Source organism: Pseudoalteromonas sp. MER144-MNA-CIBAN-0113, assembly GCF_040308965.1.
Lineage (GTDB): Bacteria > Pseudomonadota > Gammaproteobacteria > Enterobacterales > Alteromonadaceae > Pseudoalteromonas > Pseudoalteromonas tetraodonis.
This window is the reverse complement of sequence record NZ_JBEOOG010000014.1, coordinates 60,293-73,528: the sequence shown is the minus strand read 5'-3', so window position 1 is coordinate 73,528 and position 13,236 is coordinate 60,293. Positions and strand designations below refer to the sequence as shown.

The window sequence follows — 13,236 nt, the reverse complement described above, 5'->3', positions numbered from 1 at the left end:
TTCGAACCCTCGATAGAGCTACAAACTCTATACTCCCTTAGCAGGGGAGCTCCTTCGGCCACTCGGACACCTCTCCGTCTTGTGGGGCGTATAATAAAGATTTCAGAAAATATGTCAAACACTTTTCTGACAAAAGTGACTATATGGCTATAGATTGCACACATGCCTGGTTTTAAAGTGTAATTAGTTTGAAAAATAATCAGGTTAGGTGTTTGGGGTGCTTGAATTTACACCCATCACTGGCACTAGTTCGTCCGTAAGTTCAGCAAGGTATTGCTCTTGATAGCCTAACTTCTGAAACTCGGCAATACACGCGCGATAATACGCTTCTCGCTGTTGCTCTGTAGTGTTCTCATCAGGTAAAGATTCTACTCGTTTAGCTTTCATATTATTTCTCTAAGTCCTTTAGAAATTTTTATTTTTTACGACTAAGAATGACCGTGTATAAATTTCGGCCACATTTTAGCTAAAAAATTCACATAAATACAACATAATGTTTAAAAAACAATCATACCAAAAAGTTATAGCACTGCTGTAATGTTGCTAAGCAGTCAAGCAACTTTATGATAATGAAGCTGAATTAAAGATTAATTTACTTTTATACTTACACTTAATTATCAGTGTAGTACTTATTAATTAAAAGCCCTAATGTGAAGTTTAGGCAATGTCTCACAAACAATAGGGCAAAAAAAACGCCGCTAGTTAGCGGCGTTGATAATTTTTTAGTTTATTCCTTCAAGCTTAGTCTGCTTGTGGGCGCATATGCGGGAATAAAATAACATCTTTGATAGTTGATGAGTCAGTAAACAACATGACTAAACGGTCAATACCAATCCCTTCACCGGCTGTTGGTGGTAAACCATACTCTAGCGCGCGAATGTAGTCTTCGTCGTAGTGCATTGCTTCATCATCACCTGCGTCTTTTTCTTCAACTTGGCGAGAAAAACGCTCAGCTTGATCTTGTGCATCATTAAGCTCAGAGAAACCATTTGCAAGCTCACGGCCACCAACAAAGAATTCAAAGCGGTCAGTTACAAATGGGTTTTCGTCGTTACGACGTGCAAGTGGCGATACTTCCCACGGATACCCTGTGATAAATGTAGGTTGGATAAGCATATGCTCAGCCGTCTCTTCAAATATTTCACATAAAAACTTACCCGGGCCCCATACGCAGTTTTCAGGAATTTTAACATGCACTTGTTTAGCGTACGCTTTTAATTCTTCAAAGTGGTTTTCTGGGTCGTTAAATACCGCAGCATCAAACTCAGGGTTATATTTTAAGATTGCGTCGCTCATGCTTAAACGTGTGAACGGTTGACCAAAGTCATACTCTACTGAGTCAACAACTTCGCCGTTTTCATCTTTAGTGGTGTTAACCACAATTGGGCTGCCCAGTACGTTAGTTGCAACTGTACGTAACATGTCTTCGGTGATGTTCATTAAATCAATGTAGTCAGCGTATGCTTGGTAGAACTCAATCATGGTGAATTCTGGGTTGTGACGCGTTGATAACCCTTCGTTACGGAAGTTACGGTTAATTTCGAATACACGGTCAAAACCACCTACTACTAAACGCTTTAAGTAAAGCTCAGGCGCAATACGCAAGTACATGTCGATGTCAAGCGCATTATGATGAGTTACGAATGGACGCGCAGATGCACCACCAGGAATAACCTGTAGCATTGGCGTTTCTACTTCCATAAAATCGCGGTCTGCTAAAAAGCGACGAATGCCTTCAACCACTTGTGAGCGAATACGGAATGTTTCACGCGTTGCTTCGTTAGTAATTAAATCAACATAACGCTGACGGTATTTCGTTTCTTGATCCGATAGGCCATGGAATTTTTCAGGAAGTGGACGAAGTGACTTAGTCAGTAGTTCGTACTCAGCCATATCTACGTATAAATCGCCTTTACCCGATTTATTAAGCGGCCCTTTAACACCAATAATATCGCCAATATCAAGCTGGCCATATTTTGCTTTTAAATCTTTTTGTACGTCTTTTGATGCATAAACTTGTACACGGCCTTTCATATCTTGAATAGACATAAACGGACCACGCTTAGCAAGAATACGACCTGCAATCGATACTACGTGCTGTAATTCGATTAATTCTTCTTTACTCTTATCACCAAACTCAGCCTGCAAATCTGCCGTGTAATGCTCACGACGGAATTGGTTTGGATGACCGTTGGCTGGGCAATTTGCGCGAATAGCGTCTAATTTGCCGCGACGCTCAGCGATTAACTTATTTTCGTCTTGGATTTGATCAGTCATTTTTTAGCTCTTTTTTAGCTTGGTGGTTATAAACCAGATTTTAAGCTGGCTTCAATAAATTTGTCTAAGTCGCCATCGAGTACCGCTTGAGTATTACGGTTTTCAACGCCGGTACGTAAATCTTTAATACGCGAGTCATCAAGTACGTAAGAACGAATTTGACTTCCCCAGCCAATATCAGACTTGTTGTCTTCTTGGCTTTGCTTTTCTGCATTTTGCTGTTGTAGCTCAAGCTCAAATAATTTCGCTTTTAACTGCTTCATTGCTTGGGCTTTATTTTTATGCTGCGAGCGCTCGTTTTGACACTGCACCACAGTATTAGTTGGCACGTGAGTAATACGTACCGCTGATTCAGTGGTATTTACGTGCTGACCACCCGCGCCTGATGCACGGTAAACGTCTATACGTAAGTCAGACGGATTAATGTCAATTTCAATATTGTCATCAACTTCTGGGTAAACAAACGCAGAAGCAAACGAGGTATGACGACGACCACTTGAGTCAAATGGACTTTTACGAACGAGGCGGTGTACGCCTGTTTCAGTACGTAACCAACCATAAGCGTATTCGCCAGAAAAACGCACCGTTGCGCCTTTAATACCGGCAACATCACCATCGGTCGCTTCAACAAGCTCTACTTTAAAGCCTTTTGCTTCACCCCAGCGTAAATACATGCGAAGTAAAATATTACACCAGTCTTGCGCTTCAGTACCGCCAGAACCTGACTGTAAATCAAGGTAGGCATCGTTTGAATCGTGAGAACCTGAAAACATACGACGAAACTCAAGCCCTTCAAGCTGCTGATTTAAATCAGCCAGTTCACTTTGTGCTTCATCAAAGGTGTCTTGATCTTCGGCTTCAACAGCAAGCTCTACTAACCCTTCAACGTCGTCAGTACCCGCCACTAAGGTGTCAATGGTTTCAACCACGGCTTCTAGTGCTGACTTTTCACGACCAAGGGCTTGTGCGCGCTCAGGTTCATTCCATACGGCTGAATCTTCAAGTTCGGCGTTAACTTCTTCTAAACGTTCTTGTTTAAGAGCGTAGTCAAAGGTACCCCCGAAGCAGTTCAGTACGTTCGCGAATTTCCTTGATTTGATTAATCACAGGATTCACTTCAAACATGTACATTACTCCAAAATGGCTAGGTTATTGCGCACTTAAAAAAGAGACTGAGCGCAATTAAAAATCATCAAATAATAAAAACGCCCGATTTTAACAAAAAACCGCGCGTTTTATTAGCCTTTTATGCATGGTTTGAAGATATTTTTTAGCCCACTTTTTCAAGCTCTCTTACAATCAGTTGTAAGCTAAATTTACCTCTAAATTCATTTATATCGAGCTGGTACGCTACTTTAACAAACTGCGCCTCGGTATCTGGCCACGCTTTTACATCAATGCCAAAAGCTATGGCGTCAACTAAACGTGCAGATTGGTGTTTAAGGACTAACTTTAGGTGTTTTTCACCCACAATGCGCTGCTGTATCACTTCAAAGGTGTGTTCAAATATCGGCTCAGGAAATTGCTGCCCCCACGGGCCTGATTGTTTTAAAAGCTGGGCAAAATCCATGCTAAAGCAGTCGTTAGGTAGTTCACCATCAGTAAATACAATACAGCGTTTACTTTCTTCGCTGAGTTGCGCGCTAACCGCACTATCAAACGCGCGTTTAAACTCAGTAAATTGCTGCTCGTTAATACTTAACCCTGCCGCCATTGCGTGGCCGCCAAATTTATTAATTAAACCGGGTTGCGCGGTGTTTAATCCCTCAAGTAAATCGCGCATATGCAAGCCTTCAATAGAGCGACATGAGCCTTTAATTTCACCGTTTTCACCACCGGCAAATATCACAGTTGGCCGGTGGTACTTTTCTTTTAAGCGCCCGGCTAAAATACCAATTACCCCTTGGTGCCAATCGTCTTGGTACAAACAAATAGCATCGGGCACACTGTCTTCTTTAAAGGCGAGCCTATCGAGCACCGCTTGCGCTTCTACTTGCATGCCTTGCTCTATTTCACGTCTGGCAAAGTTTAAACTATCAAGCTCGCCAGCTATGCGCCTTGCTTGATTTATGTCGTTGCTAAGTAAACACGCTATGCCTAGACTCATGTCGTCTAAGCGCCCTGCTGCATTTAAGCGTGGTGCAAGCGAAAAACCAAAGTCACTGGCGCTCAAGCGCGCGGCATTGCGATTAGCCACTTCAATCAGTGCGGTAATACCAGGGCGGGTTTTACCACTGCGAATACGTGCCAAGCCTTGGTGCACTAAGGTGCGGTTGTTCGCATCAAGTGCCACCACATCGGCCACCGTACCTAGTGCTACAATATCAAGCAAATCAGCAATATTTGGCATGGGATGCTGCTCAAAATAACCTTGTTCACGCAGCGCACTTCTCAATGCGATAAGCAAATAAAACGCCACCCCAACACCAGCTATCGACTTAGAGGGAAAATCACAGTCATGACGATTAGGATTAACAATAGCATCGGCATTAGGCAGTTGCTCGCCTTGTAAATGATGATCTGTAACCAGCACTTTAATGCCTGCGGCTTTAACAATATCAATCCCTGCAATACACGATATACCGTTATCTACGGTGATCACTAAATCGGGCTGCATAGTGACTATTTGCTCAGCCAATGCTGGGCTTAAACCGTACCCTAAACTAAAGCGGTCTGGTACTAAGTAATCTAAGTGGGTAAAGCCAAACATGGCCAGCCCTTGCATTAAGGTGGCGGTGCTGGTTGCGCCATCGGCGTCAAAGTCGCCCACAATAAGTATTTTACTTTGTGCATGCAGTGCATCAATTAATAGTTGGCTGGCTTTGTCTATATCTTTAAATAGCTTAAAGTCGAGCAAAGTGGCCACACTATTATTTAATTCATCAGCATGGCAGACGTTACGCGTGGCATAAATTTGCTTAATAACAGGATGTAGATGACTAGGTAGATGAGAGTCGTCAACAGGTTCTCGCGCAATGATCATTTTTTTCATGCTGGTTTTTAACTTATGATATTCATAACAAAAAGACAAAAAAAGGCCATAAAGGCCTTTTTAAACAGGTACTCAGGTTTTTAATTAACCTGCTTTATTCGCCTCAAGCGCAGCGCTTAGTGCGGCAGCTGGTTGGTAGCCTGGGATCATCGTGCCATCTTCTAAAATAATAGCCGGTGTACCACTAATTCCAAAGCTTTGCCCTAATTGGTAATGCTCTGCAACGGGTGCGCTACAGTCTTTTACAATTTGTGTATCTGCACCCGATTTAGCTTCAGTAAGTGCTTCTTGCTGATCTTTAGCACACCACACATTCATTAAATCGGCATAACCAGATCCTTGCAGACCGCCACGTGGAAATGCTAGGTATTTAACCGTAATACCCGACTCAAGTAAGTCATCAAGCTCACGGTGTAATTTACGACAGTAACCACAGCTAATATCAGTAAACACGGTAATGCTGTGTTTTTCTTCTGGCGCTTTATACACAATCATTGAATCTTCGTATTCTTTTAACCCTGATTGACGCACACCATTAAGTGCTTGCTCAGTTAAATTACTACGGTTGTTTAAATCGATTAGCGTACCTTGCATTAAAAACTGACCGTCAGGGCTTGCATACAGCACCCCTTTATTGGTGATCAATTCTTTTAAGCCCGCAACTGGGCTTGGATTAATTTGTTTAACGGTCACTCCTAGCGCGGCAAATTTTGTCACAATAGGATCTGTAGCATCCGGAGTGACTGCAACGCTATTAGCAAAAGCGCTCAAACTAGTGCACAACATGGCACCTGCTAACATTAATTTTTTCATAACGGGTTCTCTATCCTAAAAATACTTATCTTATCGTGTCTATATGACCGGCTTAGTGACAAAAAAATTCGCTTAAGCACGAGGATGATGCTCAGCATGCACCGATTTTAATCGCTCATTCGCTACATGCGTATAAATTTGGGTAGTTGATAGGTCGCTGTGGCCAAGCATCATCTGCACCACACGCAAGTCAGCCCCATGATTTAATAAATGCGTTGCAAATGCATGTCGCAAGGTGTGGGGCGATAACGGCGACTCAACGGATGCCAAAATAGCATAGTGTTTAATCCGATGCCAAAAAGTTTGTCGTGTCATGCCTACCCCACGTTTAGAGGGAAATACAAAATCGGTGGCATGTTTTATCATTTGTGCTCGCCCATGCTTTAAAAATTGCTCGAGCCAATACATAGCCTCTTCACCTAAAGGCACTAACCGCTCTTTGTTGCCTTTACCTTTTATAAACACCACAGCTTGGCGCAAATTTATTTGCTCCATTCTAAGCCCCACCAGCTCAGTTACCCGCAGGCCTGTTGCATACAGTAACTCCAGCATGGCTTTATCGCGCAGCCCCATTGGCTCTTCAATGTTGGGTGCACTTAATAGCGCTTCTACTTCGGTCTCAGATAGCGTTTTTGGTAACGACTGCCCTGCCTTTGGCTGAGCAATATTGACCATAGGTGAGTCGCTAATTATTTTTTCACGCACAAAGTACTGATAAAAACGTTTTAATGCACTAATACTTCGCGCAGTGCTGCGTGGTTTTAGCCCTAAATCAACGCGGTGTGCTAGGTAACTTTCAACATCTAGACTGGTTACCGTCATTAAGCTTTCGCCTTTTAAAAATTGGCAAAACTTATCTAAGTCACTGCGATAAGCGCTCAGTGTGTTTTCACTTACGCCTTGCTCTAAATAGAGGCTATCAAGAAAGGTTTCTAAAAAGTCGCAATTGCTGCTTAGCTCAGTATTTTGTTCAGGTAAATCGTCAGATAGCGTTGTCACGTTGTGATCTCATGTTGGTAATACCACGGGAGAAGGTATCAATTAAAAATACCTTACGGTAAACTTGAGCCTATCATAACAGGCAATTACACAGTGATAAATACGATGCAGATTGGTTTATTTTTTGGTTCTACTACCTGCTATACCGAAATGGCGGCAGAAAAAATACGCGATATTATTGGCGCCGACATTGTCAGCTTACATAATATTAAAGACGAGCCGCTTAAAAACGCTGAGCAATATGACTTTATCATTTTTGGTATTTCTACGTGGGACTTTGGCGAAATTCAAGAAGATTGGGAATCAAAGTGGGACGACATAAAAGACGTTGACCTAAATGGTAAAACCATAGCCTTATTTGGCATGGGCGATCAGCAAGGGTATGGTCAGTGGTTTCAAGACGCATTAGGCATGCTTCACGACGAAATAAATGCCCAAGCCATTACTCAATTAGGCTTTTGGCCGAACGATAGTAATTACGAATTTGAAGCATCAAAAGCACTTACCGAAGACGGTAAACAATTTGTTGGTTTAGCCCTTGATGAAGATAGTCAGTACGAGCTAAGCGACGAGCGTATTGCCACGTGGGTAGAACAAGTGATGACAGAGTACGCTGAAACCCTATAACTCACTATTGCAAAGAGCGCTGCCATGCAGCGCTTTTTAATATTTAACTACTCTACTTTTAACCAGTATTGGTTACGGTAAAAAAAGCCCACATAACCGCGCACTTCTAGTTTTTCGCCATTTTGCTGCGGTGTTAAACGCACGCTGTAGGTTTTACCATTATTGGGGTCGAGAATTTCACCGTCTTCCCAACTACCGTCACCCGCATAGGTCACATCTTCAATAATGGTCATCCCCAACATAGGCTGATTCTTTTTATCACCATCACACTCGGTGCAAAGTGCATCTTGCTTGGCTTTATTGAGTATTTTTTCAATTTTTCCAGTCAGCACGCCATCTTGCTCAGTAATGCGCACGTACGACTTAGCCTCGTTAGTCTCTTCGTTAATAGTTTTCCAAAGCCCAACCGGTGTGGGGTTAGCAAAAACCTCAGAGGTGTTAAATAAGCTGCCCGCTAAAAGGGCTAGTAATAGTATTTTTTTTGTTTTTTTAGTTAATAAATTCATCAGATTACTTTAAACATGAGTCAATAATGGCGCCATACTAACAATCCTTTATAAAACACTCTACGTAAAAATGCTTTAGGCATACAGCGTGGTTTACATATTTAAATAAAACGCCTTGCACAGTGCAATGTAGTCTTGACTGTAAGCATTACTTAACTCCCTTATGCATAGGGTGCTTTTACTTACTTCGCCATCATCATAACTAAAAGTCATCAAACTGCGGCTAAAGGGCTTATTTGGCATAGCTTGTACTTGGCAGTGACGATTTAAATACAGCTCTTGCTGCTGTGCTAATGTTATAAATAACTGCGCCTCAGAGGTGGGTAAAATAAGATTAAAACGCGAATGTTGATGACTTAGTTGCCTAAACGCACCAAGCAGTTCTGCAAAGCTTAAACCATCGGTATGGCGAGCGGCATTGCGTGCTGCATTATCACTTTTTAAACTGTGATTAAAATAAGGTGGATTAGATATAACGCAATCAAATTTAGTCTCAGCCGCAAACTGCTGTACACACTGGTGATAAATACTAATGTCTGGCCAAGGGCTTTGCTGGCAATTTTGTACAGCTTGCTGGTAGGCGGCCTTATCAACCTCAACCGCACTCACCTTTAAATCTGGCACTCGCTGTTTACACATTAACGCCAGTAACCCCGTACCTGTGCCAATATCTAATAACGAACTTGCACCGCTTAAATCAGCCCATGCCCCAAGTAAAATACCATCGGTAGATACCTTCATGGCGCACTGGTCGTGCTCAACCTTAAATTGTTTAAATGCAAAACCAGACATTTTTTCACCTTTTCATTCACCAAGTAGGTTTAAGTGCGTATAATTAACGGCAATTGTCCCCTATTTTTGACACTCTATGCAATTTTCTGAATTTGATCTTGATAATAAGCTACTCAATGCTATTAATAAAATGGGTTTTGAAACCCCTACTAGCATTCAACAACAAGCCATTCCTGAGGCGTTGCAAGGGCGTGATATTTTAGCGTCTGCACCGACAGGTACGGGTAAAACGGCGGCATTCTTAATTCCAGCAATTCAATATTTAATGGATTTCCCGCGTCGTGATCCGGGCTTTGCACGGGTATTAATTATGACCCCAACTCGCGAGCTTGCTTATCAAACTCATGAACAATGTGAGTTACTTGCAAAACAAACCCACTTAAAAATTGGGGTGGTTACCGGCGGTATTAATTACGGTACACACAAAGAAATTTTTGAAAATAATAACGACATTTTAATCGCCACACCTGGGCGTTTAATGGAGTATTTGGAAACTGAAAACTTCCACGCAGAAAACGTAGAAATGCTCATTCTTGATGAGGCCGACCGCATGCTCGACATGGGCTTTCGTAAAGAAATGCTGCGTATTTGTGATGAAGCTAAAAATCGTCGTCAGTGCTTTTTATTCTCAGCTACTCTTGAAGGTGACAGCGTAGAATTATTTGCAGAGCGTATTTTAAACGACCCGGCTCTGCTTGAAGCCGAATCATCACGCAAAGAAAAAGCTAAAATACATCAATGGGTTCATTTAGCCGATGATTATCATCATAAACTTGAGCTATTAGTTAACACCTTAAACGGCCCTGATGTTAGTAAAGCGATTGTGTTTGTAAAAACTCGTGAGCGCCTTGAAACCCTTATTGGTGAACTAACCAATAACGGCGTTAAAGCTGCGTGGCTACGTGGTGAAATGCCACAAGATAAACGCATGAAAGCGATGGAAAATTTCCACAGTGGCAAAACCCGCATTTTAGTCGCGACCGATGTCGCCGCGCGTGGTATTGATGTAGCTGATATAAGCCACGTAATTAACTTTGATATGCCTCGCACTGCAGATGTTTACGTACACCGTATTGGCCGTACAGGCCGCGCGGGTAAAAAAGGCATAGCGATTTCACTAATTGAAGCGCACGATATTGGCATCCTTTACAAAGTAGAACGTTACATAGAGCAAAAGCTAAAACGCCGTGTATTTAAAGGATTAGAGCCAAAACATAAAGAAGCTAAGCCACCAGTTAAAAAGCGTAAAGATCCAGTAAAAATGAAAGCGAAGAAAAAAGCCAAAGCTAAAAAGAAAAAATAGCTTTAGCTTTAATACATTTGATTGAGCCGACGTTTGTCGGCTTTTTTGTGGCTTAAAAACAGTGAGTAAGCAATTCAGAGTAATATGTAAAAACTACTTAGCTGAATAACCAATTAATAAAATATCCAATTATTTCAAATAGTTAATCTTGGAATGAAACTTGTAACCCTATCGAATATACGAGTATTAAAACGCCGAGTAATGGCGTTGTTTTTTAGTAACACACTAAGGATATAGTTATGAGTCGCATTAAATTTACTATCGGTTTTATTTCGTTTTGTTGTTTATTTTTATTAGTCTCTGCTTTTAAAGTTAGTGCAGCAACGCATTTAGCAGTAGTAAGTAGTGTGGCCACACAACCTAATTTACAACAATCTATTACTCATGAGTTACGTACTAATCCAAATTTAGAATTAGAAAATTTGAACGTACAGGTCGAAAATGGCGACGTTGAACTTAAAGGCAAAGCTAATAACGGTTTTGAACGTGCTCTTGCACAAAAATTTTTAGAAAATATGGATGGAGTTAAAGTAATTCGCAACAAAATTAGTGTTATTTAATACACCTCCTTCTTAACTTATTCTTCAGCGCTGCTTGCTTCTCCAACACAAGCGGCGCTTTTTATGGCCTGCACAATATAAATTCAATACAGACATAATCCCAATCCAGTTTAAATAGCTTGATTAAAAGCTTTTTCGTTTACGCACCAATCGCGACGCTAATTGCAGCTACTTAAACCATTGAATCCTTTATTACTCACAGACACTTACTATATAGGGCTTGCATCAAGCTTGAGCACAAATTCGATTAATTAAGTAATCTATTTTGAGATGAGAAACCTTATCGATATAGTTTTCTAATTGAGACGCTTTTAACTTAGTTAACGCAAGGCTTTAATTACTTCAGATCATCAATTAATTATTATAAAAAAGCGCGTTTTACTTTGTAAAAACGCGCTGATAGTCAGTAACTATTTCCCAATGCTTTTACCATGGGGTTTTAAATTATTTACTCACCTTGTCTTGCATCAGTATTATTGTCACCCTCTTTATTTGCTGACTGCTGACTTATTTTATCGCTTATCATGGCATCGAGTTTTTCACCGCCCTTAATACCAAAATCCAGCGTACGAATAGGAAACGGAATACTTATATCAGCAGCATCGAGAGCTTGCTTTACTGCCACAACGCCTTTGTGACGCACCGTCATAAAATCGGGCTCACCAGGGTATTTAATCCAAAACCATACCAGTAAGTTTATACTGCTATCACCAAAGCCTTCTGCGTACACCGCGGTCTCATTTTTGCGGATCACAAAGTCGAATTGATTAATTTTTTCGACAATAACTTCACTGGCTTTTTCTATATCATCAGCGTAAGAAATACCTACAGGTACCTCTATTCTTCTGACCCCTAAAGTGCTGTAATTACGCAGTACATTTCTAAATAGTATTTTATTAGGAACCAGTATCAACTGCCCGTAAAAGCTCTCTATTAGTGTGTTGCGCAAGTTTATTGAGTGTACCGAACCAAACACATTATCGGTTTCTATGACATCACCCGCTTTAAACGGTTTACGAATTCCCATGGCAATACCCGCTATCAGGTTTTCGGTCATATCTTGAAAAGCAAAACCAATGGCGAGACCAACAATACCTGCACCCGCAAGCAGTGACGTAACGGTACTTTTTAAGCCCATAAAATCAAGGGCAATAAAGACCCCGACACTCAGAACAATAACTTTAAAAATAGAGGCCATTAAGTCAGCAATTTGAGTAGAATCGAGCGAGCGACGCAATACTTTTTTCATTCCTTTGCCTGCAAGGCGGGCAATAAATGAAAATATAATCGCAATAATCACCGCGACTATAAAGTTAGGGATATGACTTATAACAACATCAAACCAACCGCCGAGCTTCTCTTCTATAAGTTTTTCGGCTTCTGTAATTGAGGGAATTGAGAGCATTTATTTTATACCTTAGTTTCTATTAATAACCTAAGGTTTGCAAAAATAGCGCCAGTATAAAAAAAGCCATGCAATGCATAGCTTTTTGGGTATGTGTTTAGCTGCAAATAGCGCTAAATTTAGCTTTGCTCTTCGCGCAAAAATACCGGTTCAAGTTCTTTAGTGGTTGCTTCTGAGCTAAAGTAATAACCGGCCACGGTAAACTCTTTAAGCTGACTTAATTGCGTGACTTGGTTTTCGATAAGGTAACGCGCCATCATGCCGCGCGCTTTTTTAGCGTAAAAGCTAATCACTTTATATTGGCCGTTTTTACAGTCTTTAAAATGTGGCGTAATAATTTGTGCGTTAAGCGTTTTTTTATCTACCGCTTTAAAGTATTCGTTAGACGCTAAATTAACTAAGTATTGTGCATCTTGTGCCGCTAAAACGTCGTTAAGTTTATTAGCAATAATACTGCCCCAAAACTCATATAGGTTTTTACCACGGCTGTTTTCAAGCTTTGTACCCATTTCTAGGCGGTAGGCTTGCATTAGATCAAGCGGTTTTAATAATCCGTATAAACCCGAGAGTATACGTAAATGCTCTTGAGCATAATCAAGTTGCTTAGCCGTTAGGGTGTCGGCATCTAAACCGCCATATACATCGCCATTAAAGGCAAGCACCGCTTGTTTAGCATTACTCGTAGTAAACGGTTGCGCCCACTCACTAAAACGTGCTGCATTAAGGCCCGCGAGCTTATCGCTAATTTTCATTAAACTGCCAATTTGCGCAGGAGTTAATTCACGGCATACTTTCATGAGCGCTTCGCTGTGCTCAAGTAATTCAGGTTGAGTGAACTTATCTGTTGCGGGTGGCGTGTCGTAATCAAGATTCTTTGCTGGTGAAATAACAGTGATCATAGTTAGCTATTGACTTGTAAATTATTTAATGTCAATTTCAACATTAAATGAGACGAAAAGCAC

13 protein-coding genes are annotated in these 13,236 nt (G+C 41.2%); 3 read left to right on the top strand and 10 right to left on the bottom strand.

The features are described from left to right. Positions 1-204 precede the first annotated feature (204 nt). The 6 genes from AAEY57_RS05780 to xerD form a co-directional block, all read right to left on the bottom strand. On the bottom strand, positions 205-387 hold the full coding sequence (locus AAEY57_RS05780; protein ID WP_013465804.1) for a hypothetical protein: 183 nt from the start codon (positions 385-387) through the stop codon (positions 205-207). A gap of 354 nt (positions 388-741) precedes the next feature. Continuing rightward, a complete protein-coding gene (gene lysS / locus AAEY57_RS05775; protein ID WP_350606860.1) occupies positions 742-2,277 on the bottom strand; it encodes a lysine--tRNA ligase in 1,536 nt (511 codons plus the stop codon). A 26-nt stretch (positions 2,278-2,303) separates the two neighbouring features. After that, positions 2,304-3,402 (bottom strand): peptide chain release factor 2 gene (gene prfB / locus AAEY57_RS05770; protein ID WP_096038752.1). Its coding sequence is split into 2 segments (ribosomal slippage): positions 2,304-3,326 and positions 3,328-3,402, totalling 1,098 coding nucleotides; the frame shifts between segments, so codons are not numbered across the junction. A 145-nt stretch (positions 3,403-3,547) separates the two neighbouring features. Then, positions 3,548-5,269 carry a single-stranded-DNA-specific exonuclease RecJ gene (gene recJ, locus AAEY57_RS05765; protein WP_193050854.1) on the bottom strand — a complete coding sequence of 574 codons (1,722 nt, stop codon included), beginning with the start codon at positions 5,267-5,269 and terminating at the stop codon, positions 3,548-3,550. An 84-nt stretch (positions 5,270-5,353) separates the two neighbouring features. Continuing rightward, positions 5,354-6,082, bottom strand: a complete 729-nt coding sequence (gene dsbC / locus AAEY57_RS05760) for a bifunctional protein-disulfide isomerase/oxidoreductase DsbC (protein WP_350606857.1) — start codon at positions 6,080-6,082, stop codon at positions 5,354-5,356. Positions 6,083-6,154: 72 nt separating this feature from the next. Then, positions 6,155-7,081: a site-specific tyrosine recombinase XerD gene (gene xerD / locus AAEY57_RS05755; protein WP_350606855.1), complete on the bottom strand. Its 927-nt coding sequence runs from the start codon at positions 7,079-7,081 to the stop codon at positions 6,155-6,157. Between the two features lie 105 nt (positions 7,082-7,186). Between xerD and fldB the strand changes: the two genes are divergently transcribed. Next, positions 7,187-7,708 carry a flavodoxin FldB gene (gene fldB, locus AAEY57_RS05750; RefSeq protein ID WP_008467792.1) on the top strand — a complete coding sequence of 174 codons (522 nt, stop codon included), beginning with the start codon at positions 7,187-7,189 and terminating at the stop codon, positions 7,706-7,708. A 47-nt stretch (positions 7,709-7,755) separates the two neighbouring features. On the opposite strand, the gene AAEY57_RS05745 is transcribed toward fldB, so the two are convergent. Together AAEY57_RS05745 and AAEY57_RS05740 are read right to left on the bottom strand one after the other, a co-directional pair. Further along, complete coding sequence (locus AAEY57_RS05745) at positions 7,756-8,214, bottom strand: DUF2147 domain-containing protein (RefSeq protein ID WP_016900533.1); 459 nt, start codon at positions 8,212-8,214, stop codon at positions 7,756-7,758. A gap of 93 nt (positions 8,215-8,307) precedes the next feature. After that, complete coding sequence (locus AAEY57_RS05740) at positions 8,308-9,006, bottom strand: tRNA1(Val) (adenine(37)-N6)-methyltransferase (protein WP_350606853.1); 699 nt, start codon at positions 9,004-9,006, stop codon at positions 8,308-8,310. A gap of 76 nt (positions 9,007-9,082) precedes the next feature. On the opposite strand from AAEY57_RS05740, the gene srmB reads away from it, so the two are divergent. Continuing rightward, positions 9,083-10,309 (top strand): ATP-dependent RNA helicase SrmB, encoded by a 1,227-nt coding sequence (gene srmB, locus AAEY57_RS05735; protein ID WP_024600790.1) that lies wholly within the window; start codon positions 9,083-9,085, stop codon positions 10,307-10,309. Between the two features lie 239 nt (positions 10,310-10,548). Then, complete coding sequence (locus AAEY57_RS05730) at positions 10,549-10,869, top strand: BON domain-containing protein (RefSeq protein ID WP_024600791.1); 321 nt, start codon at positions 10,549-10,551, stop codon at positions 10,867-10,869. Between the two features lie 448 nt (positions 10,870-11,317). Here the strand turns inward: AAEY57_RS05730 and AAEY57_RS05725 are convergent, their stop codons facing one another. After that, positions 11,318-12,274 carry a mechanosensitive ion channel family protein gene (locus AAEY57_RS05725; RefSeq protein WP_138596387.1) on the bottom strand — a complete coding sequence of 319 codons (957 nt, stop codon included), beginning with the start codon at positions 12,272-12,274 and terminating at the stop codon, positions 11,318-11,320. A gap of 119 nt (positions 12,275-12,393) precedes the next feature. Then, positions 12,394-13,173: a peroxide stress protein YaaA gene (gene yaaA, locus AAEY57_RS05720; RefSeq protein ID WP_013465813.1), complete on the bottom strand. Its 780-nt coding sequence runs from the start codon at positions 13,171-13,173 to the stop codon at positions 12,394-12,396. Positions 13,174-13,236: the final 63 nt, after the last annotated feature.

Excerpts from the sequence above, each read along its gene's own strand:
- AAEY57_RS05780 (WP_013465804.1), bottom strand. The coding sequence starts at position 387 with ATGAAAGCTAAACGAGTAGAATCTTTACCTGATGAGAACACTACAGAG.
- lysS (WP_350606860.1), bottom strand. The coding sequence starts at position 2,277 with ATGACTGATCAAATCCAAGACGAAAATAAGTTAATCGCTGAGCGTCGC.
- recJ (WP_193050854.1), bottom strand. The coding sequence starts at position 5,269 with ATGAAAAAAATGATCATTGCGCGAGAACCTGTTGACGACTCTCATCTA.
- dsbC (WP_350606857.1), bottom strand. The coding sequence starts at position 6,082 with ATGAAAAAATTAATGTTAGCAGGTGCCATGTTGTGCACTAGTTTGAGC.
- fldB (WP_008467792.1), top strand. The coding sequence starts at position 7,187 with ATGCAGATTGGTTTATTTTTTGGTTCTACTACCTGCTATACCGAAATG.
- AAEY57_RS05745 (WP_016900533.1), bottom strand. The coding sequence starts at position 8,214 with ATGAATTTATTAACTAAAAAAACAAAAAAAATACTATTACTAGCCCTT.
- AAEY57_RS05740 (WP_350606853.1), bottom strand. The coding sequence starts at position 9,006 with ATGTCTGGTTTTGCATTTAAACAATTTAAGGTTGAGCACGACCAGTGC.
- srmB (WP_024600790.1), top strand. The coding sequence starts at position 9,083 with ATGCAATTTTCTGAATTTGATCTTGATAATAAGCTACTCAATGCTATT.
- AAEY57_RS05730 (WP_024600791.1), top strand. The coding sequence starts at position 10,549 with ATGAGTCGCATTAAATTTACTATCGGTTTTATTTCGTTTTGTTGTTTA.
- AAEY57_RS05725 (WP_138596387.1), bottom strand. The coding sequence starts at position 12,274 with ATGCTCTCAATTCCCTCAATTACAGAAGCCGAAAAACTTATAGAAGAG.
- yaaA (WP_013465813.1), bottom strand. The coding sequence starts at position 13,173 with ATGATCACTGTTATTTCACCAGCAAAGAATCTTGATTACGACACGCCA.